Below are 18,647 nucleotides of genomic sequence, written 5' to 3'. Positions count from 1 at the left end.
GGAAGCCTTTCTACGTTATCGCGCCATCAAATCTGTCGTAACTGCGCCTCAACATACAAATAGCCAATTCCCAGCACCTGTTGTGCGCGGCTTAATTGCCCGAAGCCAATTTGCGTCGCTTTCACGCTCGGTCCTTCGTCGCGGTCGAACGGGTTAAATCCCGTCTGGCGAATAATAGTATTAAGCCAGTTCTCACCAAAGGCACAACTGCGACCGTACAACCAAATCTGATTAATATTGAGGATGTTGAGGAAGTTATACAGACTCAAACCAATGGCATTGGCACTGCGGTCAACCCAGCTGGTGATCCACGGTTCTCCACTCTGCCAGGCAGCGATTAACTGCGCGGTAGTCAATTTTTCAGGATCAAGCTGAGTATTAACCGGTTGTGATTTTAGCCATACCCGCGCCTGTTTTTTTAATGCGCTTAACGAGGCGACGGTTTCCAGGCAGCCGTAACGTCCACAGTCGCAGACGACGCCATCCGGATTAACGATGGTGTGACCAATCTGTCCGCTACCATACAAACTGCCGCGATAAATTTGCTCGTTAATCACGAACGACGAGCCAATGCCGTAATCAACGTTGATCACGCAGAAATCCCGTTCCTGCGAATTATTTTGCCATTTTTCCGCCAGCGCCAGCATCACGCAGTCATTATCGACCATCACCCGAATGCCCAGCTTCTCTTCCAGCAGATACTTCACCTCAACCGGCGTTGTCCACGGCGCTTGCGGCATGGTTTGCGACACTCCTGTCACTGGATCAACCTGACCGTGGATTGCCAGCGCCAGATTGATGGTGCGGTCCGGCCACAATTTACGGTGGCGATGCCAGCATTTTTCGATTTCGGACAGCAGCGCCTGCGGCGTCGGTACATCAATCTGTAAATACTCAAATTCGCCTTTCGGACTTAAACAAGCATTAGCAACCTGACACTCAATACTGGTGGGCGTCACGTTCAGGCACAGCGTCCAGTCACCTTCCGGCGCAATCAGCCATGTACCGCTACTATGCCCGCGCGTCTGGCTTTCATCGTCGATATTCACCACCCGTTTTTCGCTTTCCAGTTCCTGCAAAATATTACTGACTGCCGGAATCGAAATTTGCGCCAGCCGGGCCAGCGTTGATTTATTGGCGCGCTTTTGCCGGTACAGCAGTTCCAGAATCACGCATTTGTTATGGTGGCGAATCTGTTGATTGTTAATGCAGGCTCTCATCTTCACTAAACCTTGTTTAGTTAATTGCGTGATTATTCCGCGAAAACATTGCCAGATTGTTCAATACACTGCCACAAATCTTTTAATTCAGTATGTCTTGTTAATATTGAGGGCACCATGACTCCAGTAAAAGTGTGGCAAGAGCGCGTTGAGATCCCGACCTATGAAACCGGGCCGCAGGATATACATCCCATGTTCCTGGAAAATCGCGTTTATCAGGGATCGTCCGGCGCGGTTTATCCCTACGGCGTGACCGATACGCTGAGCGAGCAGAAAACCCTGAAATCCTGGCAGGCGGTGTGGCTGGAAAACGACTACATCAAAGTGATGATCCTGCCGGAACTGGGCGGTCGTGTGCATCGCGCATGGGATAAAGTGAAACAACGCGATTTTGTCTATCACAATGAAGTCATTAAACCTGCGCTGGTGGGGCTGCTGGGACCGTGGATCTCTGGCGGGATTGAGTTTAACTGGCCGCAACACCATCGCCCGACCACCTTTATGCCCGTTGATTTCACCCTCGAAGCCCATGAAGACGGCGCACAGACGGTGTGGGTCGGCGAAACGGAGCCGATGCACGGTTTACAGGTGATGACAGGTTTCACACTGCGTCCTGAACGGGCGGCGTTGGAAATTGCCAGCCGCGTCTATAACGGCAACGCCACGCCGCGTCATTTCTTGTGGTGGGCCAACCCGGCAGTGAAAGGGGGGGAAGGGCATCAGAGCGTCTTCCCGCCGGATGTAACGGCGGTGTTTGATCACGGCAAACGGGCCGTCTCCGCTTTCCCCATCGCCACCGGCACTTACTACAAAGTGGACTACTCCGCCGGAGTGGACATTTCTCGCTATAAAAATGTGCCCGTTCCAACCTCATATATGGCTGAAAAATCACAGTACGATTTTGTTGGCGCGTGGTGTCACGATGAAGATGGCGGTTTGCTACACGTTGCCAACCACCATATCGCGCCAGGTAAAAAACAGTGGAGCTGGGGACACAGTGAATTCGGCCAGGCGTGGGACAAGAGTCTGACCGACAATAACGGCCCGTATATCGAACTGATGACCGGTATTTTTGCCGATAACCAGCCTGATTTTACCTGGCTTGATGCTTACGAAGAGAAGCGTTTTGAGCAGTATTTCCTGCCTTATCATTCTTTGGGCATGGTGCAAAATGCCTCCCGCGATGCGGTGATAAAACTCCAGCGTAGTGAGCGGGGGATTGAGTGGGGGCTGTATGCCATCTCTCCGTTGAACGGATACCGCCTGGCGATCCGCGAAATCGGCAAATGCAACGCGTTACTTGATGATGCCGTGGCACTGATGCCTGCGACCGCCATCCAGGGCGTGTTGCACGGTATCAATCCTGAAAGGCTGACCATTGAGCTCTCCGATGCCGACGGCAATATTGTACTGAGTTATCAGGAACATCAGCCGCAAGAGTTGCCGTTGCCGGACGTCGCCAAAGCGCCACTGTCAGCACAAGACATTACCAGTACAGATGAAGCCTGGTTTATCGGTCAGCATCTGGAGCAATATCATCACGCCAGCCGTTCACCGTTCGATTACTACCTGCGCGGCGTGGCGCTGGATCCGCTGGATTACCGCTGTAACCTGGCGCTGGCGATGCTGGAATATAACCGTGCCGATTTCCCGCAAGCGGTGGCGTATGCCACTCAGGCTCTGAAACGCGCACATGCGCTGAACAAAAATCCGCAGTGCGGACAGGCGAGTTTGATTCGCGCCAGTGCTTACGAACGTCAGGGACAATATCAACAAGCCGAAGAGGATTTCTGGCGTGCGGTCTGGAGCGGCAACAGCAAAGCCGGTGGCTATTATGGCCTGGCACGACTGGCGGCGCGTAATGGTAACTTCGACGCTGGTCTGGATTTTTGCCAACAAAGTCTTCGCGCCTGCCCAACCAATCAGGAAGTGCTTTGCCTGCATAATCTGCTGCTGGTGTTAAGTGGTCGTCAGGACAACGCGCGTGTGCAGCGCGAGAAACTGCTGCGCGATTATCCGCTGAACGCCACTCTGTGGTGGCTGAACTGGTTCGATGGTCGTAGCGAATCAGCTCTCGCGCAGTGGCGCGGTCTGTGTCAGGGACGCGACGTTAACGCCCTGATGACCGCCGGGCAACTGATTAACTGGGGAATGCCCACTCTGGCGACAGAGATGCTGAACGCACTGGACTGTCAGCGCACGTTATCGCTTTATCTACAAGCCAGCTTGCTGCCGAAAGCCGAACGCGGCGAACTGGTCGCAAAAGCCATTGATGTCTTCCCGCAGTTTGTCCGTTTCCCGAATACGCTGGAAGAAGTGGCGGCGCTGGAGAGTATTGAAGAGTGCTGGTTTGCCCGTCATTTACTGGCCTGCTTCTACTACAACAAGCGCAGCTACAACAAAGCCATTACTTTATGGCAACGTTGCGTAGAGATGTCGCCGGAGTTTGCCGACGGCTGGCGCGGGTTAGCGATCCATGCGTGGAATAAGCAACACGATTATGAGCTGGCCGCGCGTTATCTTGATAATGCTTATCAGCTTGCGCCGCAGGATGCACGTCTGCTTTTCGAACGGGATTTGCTTGATAAGTTAAGCGGAGCCACACCGGAGAAACGACTGGCGCGTCTGGAAAATAATCTGGAAATTGCGCTGAAACGCGACGACATGACAGCAGAGTTGCTCAATTTGTGGCATCTCACGGGTCAGGCAGACAAAGCGGCGGACATTCTCGCCACGCGCAAATTCCACCCGTGGGAAGGCGGGGAAGGGAAGGTCACCAGTCAGTTTATCCTCAACCAGTTATTACGCGCCTGGCAGCACCTTGATGCCAGACAGCCGCAGCAGGCCAGCGAACTGCTTCATGCCGCGCTGCATTATCCGGAGAATTTAAGCGAAGGCCGTTTACCGGGGCAAACTGATAACGACATCTGGTTCTGGCAGGCGATATGCGCCAACGCGCAGGGCGATGAAACTGAAGCGATGCGTTGTTTACGTCTGGCGGCGACCGGCGATCGCACCATTAACATCCACAGTTATTACAACGATCAGCCGGTTGATTATCTCTTCTGGCAAGGAATGGCGCTGCGACTGCTGGGCGAACAACACACCGCACAGCAACTGTTTAGTGAAATGAAACAGTGGGCGCAAGAGATGGCGAAAACCAGTATTGAGGCGGATTTCTTTGCTGTTTCACAACCTGATCTGTTGTCGCTGTATGGCGATTTACAACAGCAGCATAAAGAAAAATGCCTGATGGTGGCGATGCTGGCGTCCGCGGGACTCGGGGAGGTTGCGCAATATGAGTCTGCTCGCGCTGAATTGACGGCGATTAATCCGGCCTGGCCGAAAGCGGCATTATTCACCACTGTGATGCCTTTTATTTTTAACTACGTTCACTAAACCCTATTAACTGTAATATTTGAGCGGCACGCGCTGCCGCTCATCACAAAATAATTAGAATAAGCCGTTGTTAATAAAAACCCTACAGGAGGCTCTATGCCTAAAAAAATGAGAACAACCCGTAATCTATTATTAATGGCTACGCTATTAGGTAGCGCTTTATTTGCCAGGGCTGCGGAAAAAGAAATGACCATTGGCGCAATATACCTTGATACTCAGGGATATTACGCTGGAGTGCGTCAAGGCGTTCAGGATGCGGCAAAAGATTCTTCAGTACAGGTACAGTTAATTGAAACTAACGCCCAGGGTGATATTTCGAAAGAAAGTACCTTTGTTGATACCCTCGTGGCGCGTAATGTCGATGCCATTATTTTATCGGCAGTGTCTGAAAATGGCAGTAGCCGTACCGTTCGTCGCGCCAGTGAAGCGGGTATTCCGGTGATTTGCTACAACACCTGTATTAATCAAAAGGGTGTCGATAAATATGTCTCGGCGTATCTGGTCGGCGATCCGCTGGAATTTGGTAAAAAACTGGGTAATGCTGCCGCCGATTATTTTATTGCCAATAAAATTGACCAGCCGAAAATTGCCGTCATCAATTGCGAAGCCTTTGAAGTTTGTGTGCAGCGACGTAAAGGATTTGAAGAAGTATTAAAATCCCGCGTTCCCGGCGCGCAAATTGTCGCTAATCAGGAAGGGACTGTTTTAGATAAAGCGATTTCCGTTGGTGAAAAACTAATTATCTCCACGCCGGATCTCAACGCCATTATGGGTGAATCGGGCGGAGCGACACTCGGCGCGGTAAAAGCGGTACGTAATCAAAATCAGGCCGGAAAAATTGCTGTTTTCGGTTCGGATATGACCACTGAAATTGCTCAGGAGCTGGAAAACAATCAGGTGCTGAAAGCGGTAGTGGATATTTCCGGTAAGAAAATGGGCAATGCTGTTCTCGCGCAAACATTGAAGGTTATCAATAAACAAGCCGACGGTGAAAAAGTGATTCAGGTGCCAATCGATCTCTATACCAAAACGGAAGATGGTAAACAGTGGCTGGCAACGCACGTTGATGGTCTGCCCTAATCGCTGATTCGCAGAGGTCCCTATGTTCACGGCAACAGAGGCAGTCCCGGTAGCAAAAGTGGTGGCAGGAAATAAGCGTTACCCCGGCGTCGTTGCGCTGGATAACGTTAACTTCACGCTCAATAAAGGCGAAGTTCGTGCGCTGTTAGGTAAAAACGGCGCGGGCAAATCGACTCTCATTCGAATGCTTACCGGCAGTGAACGCCCGGATAGCGGTGATATCTGGATTGGCGAGACGCGACTGGAAGGTGACGAAGCTACGTTGACTCGCCGTGCCGCTGAACTGGGGGTTCGTGCGGTTTATCAGGAGTTAAGTCTGGTGGAAGGGCTGACGGTGGCGGAAAACCTCTGCCTCGGTCAGTGGCCCCGCCGCAACGGCATGATTGATTACCTGCAAATGGCGCAGGATGCCCAACGTTGCTTACAGGCGCTGGGCGTTGACGTTAGTCCTGAACAACTTGTTTCAACGCTAAGCCCGGCGCAAAAGCAACTGGTGGAAATTGCACGGGTGATGAAGGGCGAGCCGCGCGTGGTCATTCTTGATGAACCTACGAGTTCGCTTGCCAGTGCGGAAGTTGAACTGGTGATCAGCGCGGTGAAAAAGATGTCGGCACTGGGCGTGGCGGTGATTTATGTCAGCCACCGGATGGAAGAAATTCGCCGCATTGCCTCCTGTGCCACCGTTATGCGCGATGGTCAGGTGGCGGGCGATGTGATGCTCGAAAACACCTCCACGCATCATATTGTGTCGCTAATGCTAGGGCGCGATCACGTTGATATTGCGCCGGTAGCCCCTCAGGAAATTGTCGATCAGGCCGTGCTGGAAGTCCGTGCATTACGCCATAAGCCCAAGCTGGAGGATATCAGCTTTACGTTACGTCGCGGCGAAGTGCTTGGCATTGCTGGCCTGCTGGGGGCAGGGCGCAGTGAATTGCTGAAGGCGATTGTTGGGCTGGAGACGTATGAACAGGGCGAAATTGTTATCAACGGCGAGAAAATCATGCGCCCCGATTACGGCGACATGCTGAAACGCGGCATTGGCTATACGCCAGAAAACCGCAAAGAAGCGGGGATCATTCCCTGGCTGGGCGTTGACGAAAATACAGTGCTGACCAATCGGCAAAAAATCAGCACCAACGGTGTGCTGCAATGGTCCACCATCCGCCGCCTGACCGAAGAGGTGATGCAGCGGATGACGGTCAAGGCTGCCAGTAGCGAAACACCCATCGGCACGCTTTCTGGTGGCAATCAGCAAAAAGTGGTGATCGGTCGTTGGGTCTATGCCGCCAGCCAGATTTTGTTGCTCGACGAGCCAACGCGCGGCGTCGATATCGAAGCCAAACAGCAGATTTACCGTATTGTCCGTGAGCTGGCTGCCGAAGGAAAAAGCGTGGTGTTTATCTCCAGTGAAGTGGAGGAGTTGCCGCTGGTGTGTGACCGCATCCTGTTATTACAGCACGGCACGTTCTCGCAGGAGTTTCACTCGCCGGTCAATGTGGATGAGCTGATGTCCGCCATTCTGTCTGTGCACTGATGAATTTTACCGAGGAACCTGAAGATGTCTGCTTCGTCATTACCATTGCCGCAGGGCAAGAGCGTCTCGCTCAAACAATTTGTCAGTCGCCATATTAATGAGATCGGTTTGCTGGTGGTGATTGCCATTCTTTATCTGGTCTTCTCCCTGAACGCGCCTGGCTTTATCTCATTGAATAACCAGATGAACGTGCTGCGCGATGCCGCCACCATTGGGATTGCCGCCTGGGCGATGACGCTGATTATTATCTCCGGTGAAATTGATGTCAGCGTTGGGCCGATGGTGGCTTTTGTCTCGGTGTGCCTGGCATTTTTGCTGCAATTTGAAGTTCCGTTGGCGATTGCTTGTCTGCTGGTGTTGCTGTTAGGCGCGCTGATGGGAACGCTCGCCGGGGTGCTGCGCGGCGTGTTTAACGTACCAAGTTTCGTTGCCACACTGGGGCTGTTTATGACCAACGCACTGCCAGTGCCGATTGACGAAAACGAGGTGCTGGACTGGCTGGGCGGACAATTTCTCGGTGTGCCAGTATCCGCGCTGATCATGATTGTGTTGTTTGCGCTGTTTGTGTTCATCAGCCGCAAAACCGCCTTCGGGCGCTCGGTTTTTGCCGTTGGCGGTAATGCTACGGCGGCGCAGTTGTGCGGCATCAACGTTCGTCGGGTGCGCATTCTTATCTTTACCCTTTCGGGATTATTAGCGGCGGTGACCGGCATTTTGTTGGCGGCGCGCCTCGGTTCTGGTAACGCAGGTGCCGCAAACGGTCTGGAGTTTGACGTCATCGCCGCGGTCGTGGTCGGCGGTACGGCACTTTCCGGCGGTCGCGGTTCCCTGTTCGGTACATTGCTTGGTGTGCTGGTGATTACGCTAATCGGTAACGGTCTGGTGCTGCTCGGTATTAACTCCTTTTTCCAGCAGGTGGTACGCGGCGTCATCATCGTGGTGGCGGTGCTGGCGAATATCTTGCTGACCCAGCGAAGCAGTAAAGCGAAACGCTAAACCTTAACGCCCCTGGCGCGGGTGCGGCAGGGATGAAAATTAATCGTATTGTTAATGAGGGATTTATGAAAACGATGCTGGCAGCTTATTTACCAGGAAATTCAACCGTCGATCTGCGGGAAGTTGCGGTGCCGACGCCGGGGATTAACCAGGTACTGATCAAAATGAAATCCTCCGGGATTTGCGGAAGCGATGTCCACTATATCTATCATCAACACCGTGCCACGGCGGCGGCACCCGATAAACCGTTATACCAGGGATTTATCAACGGTCATGAACCGTGCGGGCAGATTGTGGCGATGGGGCAAGGCTGCCGCCATTTTAAAGAGGGCGACCGCGTGCTGGTGTATCACATTTCTGGCTGTGGTTTTTGCCCGAACTGCCGCCGCGGCTTTCCTATCTCTTGTACTGGCAAAGGAAAAGCGGCTTACGGCTGGCAGCGTGACGGCGGTCATGCCGAATATCTGCTGGCGGAAGAAAAAGATCTGATCCTCCTGCCGGATGCGCTGAGCTACGAAGATGGTGCGTTTATCAGTTGCGGCGTTGGCACGGCCTATGAAGGGATTTTGCGCGGCGAAGTTTCCGGCAGCGATAACGTGCTGGTGGTCGGTCTGGGGCCGGTCGGCATGATGGCGATGATGCTGGCGAAAGGTCGCGGTGCAAAACGGATCATCGGCGTTGATATGCTGCCGGAACGTCTGGCGATGGCAAAACAGTTAGGGGTGATGGATCACGGCTATTTAGCGACCACCGAAGGTCTGCCGCAGATAATTGCTGAACTTACCCACGGTGGCGCGGATGTTGCGCTCGATTGTTCCGGTAATGCCGCAGGTCGCTTGCTGGCACTGCAATCCACTGCTGACTGGGGACGGGTGGTTTACATTGGTGAAACCGGAAAAGTGGAATTCGAGGTCAGCGCCGATCTGATGCACCATCAACGGCGGATTATCGGCTCCTGGGTGACCAGTCTGTTCCATATGGAAAAATGCGCCCATGATCTGACGGACTGGAAGCTGTGGCCGCGTAACGCCATTACCCATCGCTTCTCGCTGGAACAGGCAGGTGATGCCTATGCGCTGATGGCGAGCGGCAAATGCGGGAAAGTTGTGATTAACTTCCCGGATTAAGGAGTTAGCGGATGACCATCTATACCTTATCCCACGGGTCGCTAAAGCTGGACGTTTCTGACCAGGGCGGCGTAATCGAAGGCTTCTGGCGCGATACGACGCCGCTCTTACGTCCTGGTAAAAAAAGCGGTGTGGCAACCGATGCCTCATGTTTTCCGCTGGTGCCATTTGCAAACCGGGTGAGCGGCAATCGTTTTGTCTGGCAGGGGCGTGAGTATCAACTGCAACCGAATGTTGAGTGGGATGCGCACTATCTACACGGCGATGGCTGGCTGGGCGAGTGGCAATGTGTCTCGCACAGCGATGATAGTTTGTGTCTGGTGTATGAACATCGCAGCGGTGTCTATCACTATCGGGTAAGTCAGGCGTTTCATTTAACGGCGGATACGCTGATGGTGACGCTCTCTGTCACCAATCAAGGGGCAGAGACGCTGCCATTTGGTACCGGCTGGCATCCTTATTTTCCGTTGTCGCCGCAAACGCGGATTCAGGCACAGGCGAGCGGTTACTGGCTGGAACGGGAGCAGTGGCTGGCGGGTGAGTTTTGCGAGCAGCTACCGCAGGAACTGGATTTTAACCAGCTCGCGCCGTTGCCGCGCCAGTGGGTGAACAATGGTTTTGCCGGATGGAATGGTCAGGCCCGCATCGAGCAGCCGCAGGAAGGTTATGCCATCATCATGGAAACGACGCCACCTGCACCGTGTTATTTCATCTTTGTTTCCGACCCTGCGTTTGATAAAGGATATGCGTTTGATTTCTTCTGTCTGGAACCGATGAGCCATGCGCCGGATGATCATCATCGCCCGGAAGGGGGTGATCTCATTGCGCTAGCACCAGGGGAATCAACAACCTCAGAGATGTCGTTGCGGGTAGAGTGGCTGTAATTTATAAAATGCCGGATAAGGCGTTCACGCCGCATCCGGCATCTTTCCTAACGCCGATCGAGAGAAATTGCCCCCGGCCCGGTAATTGCCAATAGCAAGAACGCGCCAGCGATACTGACATTCTTCCAGAAATTAATCAGATTTGGCCCAACCGCATCGCCGGTCATATCCCAGTAATGGTGACCAATCACCGCCGTACCCAGCGTGTAGAAAATAAACAGCACCGCCAGCGGACGGGTGAAAAAGCCAAGCACGATTAATATCGCGGCGGGCACTTCCATAACTACCGCAATAATCGCTGCCAGCATCGGCATTGGCGCGCCCAACGAGGCCATATATTGGACCGTACCGTCAAAGCCCATCATTTTGGGAAAACCAAAAATAATGAAAATTAAGACCACGGCGATACGGGCAATTAATAACAAAACGGGGCGGGCAGCTCCAAAATCAAAATAACGTAGTGTGTTCATAACCAATCCCTTTGCAAGATAATGTGATTTAAACGTAATACACACTCTTGCACCTCGCCACGCCCCAGGCATTGAGATATTCGCTAATTATCCTGGTTACAGTGATTTAAGCGCGATGTTCTCATCTATCAGCAGTTTCGCATCAAACGTTTTGCCGCTCTGGATCCATTTGCGAATTGGGCGAATCTCACGCCCCTGATTCAGCGTGACCGCACCGATAAGCACGCCGTTTTGCAGATTAAACCAAATCGCCTTCTGAGTTTCCGGGTTGCCACGACAAAGCCAGTCATCGCCACGCATATCGCCAATAAACTGTAAGTTATCACTGTACTGATCGCTCCAGAACCACGGCGGCGGCAGTAGCGGTAGCGGTAGCCCTAACATTGCGGCAGCGGCAATTTGCGCCTGGTTATTGGCGTTTTCCCAGCTTTCGCAGCGGTGTAGTGCACCATTATCAAGACGAGTGATTGCCACATCGCCACCGGCAAAGATCGCGGGATCGCAGGTGCGGCAAGCCTCATCAATGACAATGCCATTGGCAGTATCAAGGTTGGCCTCGCGAGCCAGTTGCTCGTTGGCGCTGATACCAATACCGTAAATCACCACATCAGCCTGAAGCGTTTCCCCACTTTGCAGCGTCAGTTCTACTTTTTCACCATCGACCACATGTTCAATGGCATTATTGAGCAGAATGCGCACACCAGCCTGCTGGTGGCGCTGTAAAAGATAGCGTTGCACGGGCGGTGGTGCATTACGGCCCATGACGGTTGCCGCCAGTTCAATCACTGTCACCTTACATCTGCGCTGCGTGGCGCTGGCAGCCAGTTCCAGACCAATAGTTCCGGCACCGACAATCACGACTGACCGTTCGGGCTGCAGAACTTCTCGCAGTCTGGCGGCATCACCGGCATGGCGTAGGGTAAAGCAGCGTTCTCCCAGTGCATCAAGCAACGGCAGCGGTCGAGCTGCCGCGCCGGTTGCTATAAAAAGCTGATCCCAGTGCCAGCTTTCGCCGTTGGTTAACACTAACTCTCGTGTGTCGCGACCCAGCGTTTTGATGGTTACACCGGAATGCAGATGAACATTGTTTTCCTGCCACCAGTTAGCGGGTAACACCTGCTGTAACTGCGGGGAATCTTCCAGCAACATGGATTTCGAGAGTGGAGGTCGTTCATAAGGAAGATGTCGCTCATCGGAAAACAGATGCAGCTCACCGGTGAACCCTTGCTGGCGTAGCGAGGCCGCAGCCATTGCCGCCGCTTGCCCGCCACCGACAATAATGATGGTTTTTTCTTTCATCGTGCTTCCTTAAAGATCCAGCCCAGCCGCTACGTGGCGAATGCCGCGAATCGCTAAACCCGCATCAGCGTTGATCATCACACCGCTTAATGCGCGATTATTGCGCCGCGATGCCAACATCACATACGGACCCGTAAAATCCGCCGGTTGCGGGAAAAATTGCAGCGGTAAAATGGCGGCAATTTTCTCCGGCGTCAGAGACTGCATTATCGAGGTTTCACTTTGCCCGAGCGCCTGTGGGCCGCGCAGGTCGCTGGCCATACCACACGGGCCGACGCCATTCACCCGCACTTTCGGTGCCAGTTCATAAGCCAGTTGGCGAATAAGTCCGGTTGCGGCATGTTTACTGGCGGTGTACAGCGGGCCACCGCCGCCAGGATACCAGGCGGCATTTGACAGTGTGAAAATCATGCTGCCTTCACTGGCGATTAACGCCGGAGCGCAGGCTTTTGCGCCCAGCAGGTAACCGAGTACGTTGACGTTAAACAGCTCGTGGAAGCCGGTTTCGAGCGTCTCTGCGGGAGTATTAACCAGTGAGGCATTGTGATCCCAGATGCCTGCATTGCCGATAAAACAATCCAGCTTGCCGGAACGAGTCAGGATCTGATCGACCGCGCGTTGATAATCGGCATAACAGGTCACGTTACCTTCCACCGCCAGAATATGTTCGCCAAATCGCTGACGCAGACTGGCGACTTTTGCCGCCGACAGTTCCAGCGTGGCAACCTGCGCGCCTTCTTCGATAAATCGCTCGACCAGCGCCAGCCCTAATCCCGATCCGCCGCCGGTAATAAAAATGGACTCGTTATGCAGATCGCTCATGGCTGCGCCTCCGGTAAGTCGATGAAAATGTCACCACCTTCAACGTGTACTGGATAAGTGGTGAGCGGATCGGTGGCGGGCAGGCATAACGCTTTCCCCGTTTTCAGGCAAAAACTGGCGGCGTGTAGCGGGCACTCCACCGTGGCGTCATCTTCCAGATACCCTTCTGACATCGACGCATTACCATGGCTGCAACGATCGTTAATGGCATAAAACTCGCCGCCAACGTTGAACAGGGCGATGACGGGCGAGGTATCGATCCGGAGAGCCTCACCCTCCGGCACATCCGCAACGGGACACGCATAAATTCGATTCATCAGAACAGTACACTCAGGTTATGGGAAGTGATTACCGCTTGATCCAGGACGATATCCCGTTCCAGCAAGCGCCAGTTGTCATCTTCCAGACGGCGAACTTTGTCGAAACGCGTTCCAACATAGAATGTTTCATCGCGCTCTTTTTGTGCCCGATAAAGCAGATAATTTACCCGCACAGCAAATACGTTTGGGATGTCGGTTTCGCTTATCTGGCAGTTGCTGATTAAGTGACGGGTGCGTGACGGCGGCTCTTCTGCCCAGGCCATGCCCGTTTCCAGACGGGCGATTCGCCGCTCCAGCTGGTCTTTGGTGTCATTAAAAATCCAGGTTGTCGGTGGCTGGACGCCTTTGCGGCGGTCGCGTGTTTGCGCGTTAACTGTGGTGCGCATGGTGTAACGAATCTCTTCGTCGAGCTGCGCCAGCCAGTCACGAAATTTCCAGTCGTCCAGTAAGCTGGCTTCGTGAAAGAGAAACTGGCTAATGCGGTGATGTAACTCTAGTGAAACTTGCGCACTCATTTCATCACCTCCTGCTGGTAAGCAGCGGTTTTATCGAGCACTTCCTGCCAGCTTTCGCTACTCAGAAGATCGGCCCAGCGTTGGTACATTCCACGAGCGGCAGTTTCTGAAAAGATATAGTTAGTAATGCCAGGAATGCCGTCGTCGCGGCGCTTTTCCTGACCAAGCCCCATTTCCAGACACAGTTTGCTGTTGCGGGCGCGGTGGCCTTTAAGCAATTTCTGGATTTCACACCAGTTCTCCGAGTCATCCTGCTCGAGAAAACCAGCAGGACCAAAAGCACGAGTGGCGCTGTTTTCAAAAGCGGCTTTAACTTCATCGGAGGCGGCTTTGTCAGTAATACAGAACGCCCACACTTCAACTTGATCAGGGCCGCGCGGATGCCAGACGCGGAGTGTGGCAGTGCCGTTTAGCCATGAAAGCGTGGGGAATATATTGTTATGACCCGCCAGGCGCAGGGCGCGAACTTCACCTAAACGTTGTTCTGCTTCGGCATAGGTTTCGCGGTAATAGCTTGAAACTGCGCCATCGACCCAGACATTAGCATCCGGTTTTTCAGTAAAGAAGAAACCGCTACCGTGACCGTCCTGACCAAATTGCAGCGCATCTTTGGCGGTTTCCCACACCGGGCGGGCGGTTTGTCCATCACCGAGGCGCTTATCGCTGCCATCATCTTTCGCCCCTAATACCTGAACGGCAGAAGCATGGCTGAACAGAGCATGATACTGGTCACTGGCGAACTGCTCTGCCGGGAATTTCCAGTTACAGTTGATCACCCACTTTTGTACGCCGCCGACAATTTCGGTGCCGCCTTCGCGACGATCCAGCATGCCATCCAGATACCAGGCAATGTCACCCAGGTAATCACGCAGGCCCGGTGCGCTGGTATCCCAGTTGCCAAAAATCAGCCCTTTATAACTCTCCACACAAGGAACTTCGTTTAGTCCCCAGTGGGATTTACACAACCCTTGTGGGTAGGCGCGAGGTTCCAGCGGTACATCGATCAACTCGCCGTTAATGCCATAAGACCAGCCGTGATACGGGCAGGTAAAGGCGCGAGTGTTGCCGCAATCTGCATAACTCACACGCATGGCCCGGTGGCGGCATTGGTTGAGAAACGCCTTGATGCTGCCGTCTTTCTGACGCACTACGACAACCGCATCTTCCCCCATGTAGGTGTTAAAGAAATCACCAGGTTTTGGGATCTGGCTTTCGTGGGCGAGAAATAGCCAGCAACGGCCGAAAATACGTTCAAGCTCCAGTTGGTAAATATCTGGGTCGGTATAAATACGCGGAGTGACCCGACCATTTTGGGTATCAATCAGTTGGTAAATGTTCAAATCTGAGGGTGTGGTCATATTTTTTAATCCTGAAAGATAAGATGTATTGACCTTCTATTTTTGTGCCATAAGGATGTTGCTGGTTGGTTGCTAATATGTGAAATAGTTAATTTCTACCAGCTGAGACGTTTTTTCGATAACAAGGGGAAGGTGATGGAACTACGGCATTTACGCTATTTCGTCGCAGTGGCGCAGGCACTGAACTTTACCCGTGCGGCGGAAAAACTGCATACCTCACAGCCTTCGTTAAGCAGCCAGATCCGCGATCTTGAAAACTGTGTCGGTGTTCCGTTACTGGTGAGGGATAAGCGCAAAGTCGCGTTGACGGCGGCGGGAGAATGTTTTCTCCAGGACGCGCTGGCAATCCTCGAACAAGCGGAAAATGCCAAATTACGGGCGCGGAAAATTGTTCAGGAAGACAGACAATTAACCATTGGCTTTGTGCCATCGGCGGAAGTGAATTTACTGCCAAAAGTATTACCGATGTTTCGTCTCAGACAGCCAGACACCTTGATTGAGCTGGTGAGTTTAATCACCACGCAACAGGAGGAAAAAATTCGCCGTGGTGAACTCGACGTCGGCTTAATGCGCCATCCTGTTTATAGCCCGGAGATTGATTATCTGGAGCTTTTTGACGAACCATTAGTGGTTGTGTTACCGGTTGATCACCCTTTAGCACATGAAAAAGAGATCACCGCCGCGCAACTGGATGGCGTGAATTTCGTCAGTACCGATCCGGCGTATTCCGGTTCGCTTGCTCCGATCGTTAAAGCGTGGTTTGCGCAAGAAAACAGCCAGCCAAATATCGTCCAGGTGGCAACGAATATTCTGGTGACCATGAATCTGGTGGGCATGGGGCTGGGCGTCACTTTGATACCCGGTTATATGAATAATTTTAATACCGGACAGGTTGTTTTTCGTCCCATTGCCGGAAATGTGCCTTCCATTGCTTTACTGATGGCGTGGAAGAAAGGGGAGATGAAGCCGGCATTACGCGATTTCATCGCCATTGTGCAGGAACGTTTGGCAAACGTAACGGCATAATTACGCATTATTTTTGCAACATGCGTCGCGGATCGCAGTTTTTTAGTGCTTGTGAACTGGCGTTACAGACATCGGGAAGCAGGCTCGAATATTCTTATTTTTCAACTTGCACCAACATTCGATTAACCCCAGACTAACGCCTCCTGACGGGAGGGACTCATGGTTTTGCAATCCACGCGCTGGTTGGCGCTCGGCTATTTCACATACTTTTTTAGTTACGGCATTTTTCTACCTTTCTGGAGCGTCTGGCTTAAAGGGATTGGTTTAACGCCAGAAACCATCGGCCTGTTATTGGGGGCAGGTCTGGTTGCCCGTTTTCTCGGGAGTTTGCTCATCGCGCCCCGCGTCAGCGATCCTTCCCGCCTGATTTCCGCCTTGCGCGTGCTGGCACTGCTGACACTTCTCTTTGCTGTCGCCTTCTGGGCGGGGGCGCACGTAGCGTGGCTGATGCTGGTGATGATTGGCTTTAACCTCTTTTTCTCACCGCTGGTACCGTTGACCGATGCACTGGCGAATACGTGGCAAAAGCAGTTCCCGCTTGATTACGGCAAAGTGCGACTGTGGGGCTCGGTGGCGTTTGTCATTGGCTCGGCGCTGACGGGCAAACTGGTCACTATGTTTGATTATCGGGTGATCCTCGCGCTGTTGACGTTGGGCGTGGCATCCATGCTGCTCGGCTTTCTCATCCGTCCGACGATTCAGCCACAAGGGGCAAGCCGCCAGCAGGAGAGCACCGGTTGGTCAGCGTGGTTGGCGCTGGTTCGCCAGAACTGGCGCTTTCTGGCCTGCGTTTGTTTATTGCAGGGGGCACATGCGGCCTATTACGGTTTTAGCGCCATTTACTGGCAGGCAGCTGGCTACTCGGCCTCGGCGGTGGGGTATTTGTGGTCGCTGGGCGTGGTGGCGGAAGTCATTATCTTTGCGCTGAGTAATAAACTTTTCCGCCGTTGTAGTGCACGCGATATGCTGTTGATCTCGGCGATTTGCGGCGTAGTGCGCTGGGGCATTATGGGAGCAACTACGGCGTTGCCGTGGTTGATAGTGGTGCAAATTCTGCATTGCGGCACCTTCACGGTCTGCCACCTGGCCGCCATGCGTTATATTGCTGCTCGCCAGGGTAGCGAAGTCATCCGTTTACAGGCGGTTTACTCTGCCGTCGCGATGGGCGGCAGTATCGCTATCATGACCGTTTTCGCCGGTTTCCTGTATCAATATCTGGGCCACGGCGTGTTCTGGGTAATGGCGCTGGTGGCGCTTCCGGCAATGTTTTTGCGCCCGAAAGTTGTTCCCTCATGCTGATTCGAGCATTTTGCGGATCTGCTCCTGTTGATGTGTTGTCAGCGTCAGGTCCGTATAGATCAGCGGTGGTGAAAAGAGCGGTAATGGCATGGTATAAGGCGCAATAATCAGTGCCGCGCCACGCGGAGCGCCTGTCTGCAAAAATGCCTTTACCGACATATGCTTAATGTTGAGCGGCAGTAACGTTAGTTCGCGTAACTGCTGCTCAATCTGCGCTTCTCGCTCGCTATCATTCCCGGTAAGAAGAATAATCTGTTTTTCATGCAGATCGTTTTCCTGCATTAGCCAGGCACCGAAAATCACCGCGACCAGACCACTTTCCTCATCAGAAAGATGGACGCCGTATTCACTTTCAAATCCGGCCAGCGCCGCGCGGGTGGTGCGCACCAGGCGTGGGTACAGTCTGGCGAACTCTTCCGGCAGGGTATTATCAATACCGATGGCAAACAAACTGCGATTTAACGCCTGGGCGAGGTGGGTATAAAGCTGATCACATAACCCCTGTTCATCATAAAAACGAACATTTCCCAGCTCACGAAAATGGTTTACCAGACGTTTGATAGACTGACGCAATTGTCTGTCTCGCTGATGCGCATCCCGCAGTGGATCGGGAACCCGCAACATGGAAAAAAGTAGTGCCATAAACAGTGGCTCATCAGGTGGTACAGGCTGGAGCGCCCGACGCTGCCAGTGGCGTCCAATTTCCTGCGCTACCTGAAATTCAAGGCAGGATTCCGCCCAGCGACGTTGGAGCGGATTAAACTGAGGCGTAATTCCAGCGTGGTGTTGCAGCAAACAATATTGCAGATACAGACACAGGAAATGAATATCGCGCGTTTCAAAGCGTTTTTGCAGCCGTCGGGAGCAGAGATTCACTAACGCTTGTAGATTGGTATCGTCGTAAAAGTTACGCGCAATTCCGCGCCGCTTCAGTTCACTCTTCAGGGCGGGGGTGAAATGGCTGGTAATAAATGATGGACACAGACGGAAACCACGTCGTAGCCAGTGAAATAAACACAAACGTTGGTTAAGCACTGTACCTTCAACCCGGTAGCTACCGTCATAACCAGCCGTCAGTGTGAGTTGATGATAGCGCAGGATCTCCTGTCCTGTTTCGCTGATATCAAGACTGGCAATATCATCATCCACACCATTAAGCTCGCTGAAAGTTGCCGTGGTGGCGGTCAACCCCGGCTGAAAGAGCGTCAGCAAGATCTGGCAGCGGCGCTGGGGAGCCGAAAGGACAGATGGTGGAGCAAGCGTAGGCATCATCTGTAGATCTCCCATAAGCATAATTG

The 18,647-nt window shown here is 53.0% G+C and carries 16 protein-coding genes; 8 read left to right on the top strand and 8 right to left on the bottom strand.

Translation table 11 applies throughout. The features are described from left to right. Window positions 1-26: 26 nt before the first annotated feature. A complete protein-coding gene (locus tag ACJHXA_RS16520) occupies window positions 27-1,220 on the bottom strand; it encodes an ROK family protein (RefSeq protein ID WP_001297610.1) in 1,194 nt (397 codons plus the stop codon). Window positions 1,221-1,337: 117 nt separating this feature from the next. Between ACJHXA_RS16520 and ACJHXA_RS16515 the strand changes: the two genes are divergently transcribed. The 6 genes from ACJHXA_RS16515 to ACJHXA_RS16490 all read left to right on the top strand — a co-directional run bounded on the left by ACJHXA_RS16515 (window position 1,338) and on the right by ACJHXA_RS16490 (window position 10,240). Further along, window positions 1,338-4,619: a DUF5107 domain-containing protein gene (locus ACJHXA_RS16515; protein ID WP_001297611.1), complete on the top strand. Its 3,282-nt coding sequence runs from the start codon at window positions 1,338-1,340 to the stop codon at window positions 4,617-4,619. 96 nt (window positions 4,620-4,715) lie between these two features. Beyond that, entirely contained in the window at window positions 4,716-5,699 is a 984-nt protein-coding gene (locus ACJHXA_RS16510) for a substrate-binding domain-containing protein (protein WP_001124909.1), read from the top strand. A 22-nt stretch (window positions 5,700-5,721) separates the two neighbouring features. Further along, entirely contained in the window at window positions 5,722-7,233 is a 1,512-nt protein-coding gene (locus ACJHXA_RS16505; RefSeq protein ID WP_000493473.1) for a sugar ABC transporter ATP-binding protein, read from the top strand. 24 nt (window positions 7,234-7,257) lie between these two features. Then, entirely contained in the window at window positions 7,258-8,229 is a 972-nt protein-coding gene (locus ACJHXA_RS16500) for an ABC transporter permease (protein ID WP_103262058.1), read from the top strand. 32 nt (window positions 8,230-8,261) lie between these two features. Then, window positions 8,262-9,356, top strand: coding sequence for a zinc-dependent alcohol dehydrogenase family protein (locus tag ACJHXA_RS16495; RefSeq protein ID WP_000700809.1), 1,095 nt, complete (start codon window positions 8,262-8,264; stop codon window positions 9,354-9,356). An 11-nt stretch (window positions 9,357-9,367) separates the two neighbouring features. After that, entirely contained in the window at window positions 9,368-10,240 is an 873-nt protein-coding gene (locus ACJHXA_RS16490; RefSeq protein WP_000158540.1) for an aldose 1-epimerase, read from the top strand. A 47-nt stretch (window positions 10,241-10,287) separates the two neighbouring features. Here ACJHXA_RS16490 and ACJHXA_RS16485 read toward each other — a convergent pair whose 3' ends face one another. The 6 genes from ACJHXA_RS16485 to hcaE all read right to left on the bottom strand — a co-directional run bounded on the left by ACJHXA_RS16485 (window position 10,288) and on the right by hcaE (window position 15,024). Next, complete coding sequence (locus ACJHXA_RS16485) at window positions 10,288-10,710, bottom strand: DoxX family protein (RefSeq protein ID WP_001094724.1); 423 nt, start codon at window positions 10,708-10,710, stop codon at window positions 10,288-10,290. A gap of 96 nt (window positions 10,711-10,806) precedes the next feature. After that, the gene (gene hcaD / locus ACJHXA_RS16480; protein WP_000660797.1) at window positions 10,807-12,009 is read right to left on the bottom strand and encodes a phenylpropionate dioxygenase ferredoxin reductase subunit; all 1,203 of its coding nucleotides are present in this window, start codon (window positions 12,007-12,009) and stop codon (window positions 10,807-10,809) included. 9 nt (window positions 12,010-12,018) lie between these two features. Beyond that, complete coding sequence (hcaB, locus tag ACJHXA_RS16475) at window positions 12,019-12,831, bottom strand: 3-phenylpropionate-dihydrodiol/cinnamic acid-dihydrodiol dehydrogenase (RefSeq protein ID WP_001281377.1); 813 nt, start codon at window positions 12,829-12,831, stop codon at window positions 12,019-12,021. Then, the gene (locus ACJHXA_RS16470) at window positions 12,828-13,148 is read right to left on the bottom strand and encodes a bifunctional 3-phenylpropionate/cinnamic acid dioxygenase ferredoxin subunit (RefSeq protein WP_001080102.1); all 321 of its coding nucleotides are present in this window, start codon (window positions 13,146-13,148) and stop codon (window positions 12,828-12,830) included. The genes hcaB and ACJHXA_RS16470 overlap by 4 nt, the downstream gene beginning before the upstream one ends. Continuing rightward, window positions 13,148-13,666, bottom strand: a complete 519-nt coding sequence (gene hcaF, locus ACJHXA_RS16465; protein ID WP_001276072.1) for a 3-phenylpropionate/cinnamic acid dioxygenase subunit beta — start codon at window positions 13,664-13,666, stop codon at window positions 13,148-13,150. The genes ACJHXA_RS16470 and hcaF overlap by 1 nt, the downstream gene beginning before the upstream one ends. Beyond that, window positions 13,663-15,024, bottom strand: coding sequence for a 3-phenylpropionate/cinnamic acid dioxygenase subunit alpha (gene hcaE / locus ACJHXA_RS16460; RefSeq protein ID WP_000211172.1), 1,362 nt, complete (start codon window positions 15,022-15,024; stop codon window positions 13,663-13,665). The genes hcaF and hcaE overlap by 4 nt, the downstream gene beginning before the upstream one ends. 135 nt (window positions 15,025-15,159) lie before the next feature. Between hcaE and hcaR the strand changes: the two genes are divergently transcribed. Beyond that, a complete protein-coding gene (gene hcaR / locus ACJHXA_RS16455; protein WP_000423256.1) occupies window positions 15,160-16,050 on the top strand; it encodes a DNA-binding transcriptional regulator HcaR in 891 nt (296 codons plus the stop codon). A 159-nt stretch (window positions 16,051-16,209) separates the two neighbouring features. Continuing rightward, window positions 16,210-17,349: a 3-phenylpropionate MFS transporter gene (locus ACJHXA_RS16450; protein ID WP_000244193.1), complete on the top strand. Its 1,140-nt coding sequence runs from the start codon at window positions 16,210-16,212 to the stop codon at window positions 17,347-17,349. Here ACJHXA_RS16450 and csiE read toward each other — a convergent pair. Next, complete coding sequence (gene csiE / locus ACJHXA_RS16445; protein WP_000983009.1) at window positions 17,341-18,621, bottom strand: stationary phase inducible protein CsiE; 1,281 nt, start codon at window positions 18,619-18,621, stop codon at window positions 17,341-17,343. The two genes, ACJHXA_RS16450 and csiE, sit on opposite strands and share 9 nt — an antisense overlap. Between the last annotated feature and the right edge of the window lie 26 nt (window positions 18,622-18,647).

It is taken from the genome of Escherichia sp. WS33, assembly GCF_046486385.1.
Lineage (GTDB): Bacteria > Pseudomonadota > Gammaproteobacteria > Enterobacterales > Enterobacteriaceae > ECMA0423.
This window is presented reverse-complemented; position numbering and strand designations above follow the sequence as displayed.

Coding starts and splice junctions, on each gene's coding strand:
- ACJHXA_RS16470 (WP_001080102.1), bottom strand. CDS start 13,148: ATGAATCGAATTTATGCGTGTCCCGTTGCGGATGTGCCGGAGGGTGAG.
- hcaR (WP_000423256.1), top strand. CDS start 15,160: ATGGAACTACGGCATTTACGCTATTTCGTCGCAGTGGCGCAGGCACTG.
- ACJHXA_RS16490 (WP_000158540.1), top strand. CDS start 9,368: ATGACCATCTATACCTTATCCCACGGGTCGCTAAAGCTGGACGTTTCT.
- hcaD (WP_000660797.1), bottom strand. CDS start 12,009: ATGAAAGAAAAAACCATCATTATTGTCGGTGGCGGGCAAGCGGCGGCA.
- ACJHXA_RS16495 (WP_000700809.1), top strand. CDS start 8,262: ATGAAAATTAATCGTATTGTTAATGAGGGATTTATGAAAACGATGCTG.
- ACJHXA_RS16515 (WP_001297611.1), top strand. CDS start 1,338: ATGACTCCAGTAAAAGTGTGGCAAGAGCGCGTTGAGATCCCGACCTAT.
- ACJHXA_RS16450 (WP_000244193.1), top strand. CDS start 16,210: ATGGTTTTGCAATCCACGCGCTGGTTGGCGCTCGGCTATTTCACATAC.
- csiE (WP_000983009.1), bottom strand. CDS start 18,621: ATGATGCCTACGCTTGCTCCACCATCTGTCCTTTCGGCTCCCCAGCGC.
- hcaF (WP_001276072.1), bottom strand. CDS start 13,666: ATGAGTGCGCAAGTTTCACTAGAGTTACATCACCGCATTAGCCAGTTT.
- ACJHXA_RS16510 (WP_001124909.1), top strand. CDS start 4,716: ATGCCTAAAAAAATGAGAACAACCCGTAATCTATTATTAATGGCTACG.
- ACJHXA_RS16500 (WP_103262058.1), top strand. CDS start 7,258: ATGTCTGCTTCGTCATTACCATTGCCGCAGGGCAAGAGCGTCTCGCTC.
- ACJHXA_RS16520 (WP_001297610.1), bottom strand. CDS start 1,220: ATGAGAGCCTGCATTAACAATCAACAGATTCGCCACCATAACAAATGC.
- hcaE (WP_000211172.1), bottom strand. CDS start 15,024: ATGACCACACCCTCAGATTTGAACATTTACCAACTGATTGATACCCAA.
- ACJHXA_RS16485 (WP_001094724.1), bottom strand. CDS start 10,710: ATGAACACACTACGTTATTTTGATTTTGGAGCTGCCCGCCCCGTTTTG.
- ACJHXA_RS16505 (WP_000493473.1), top strand. CDS start 5,722: ATGTTCACGGCAACAGAGGCAGTCCCGGTAGCAAAAGTGGTGGCAGGA.
- hcaB (WP_001281377.1), bottom strand. CDS start 12,831: ATGAGCGATCTGCATAACGAGTCCATTTTTATTACCGGCGGCGGATCG.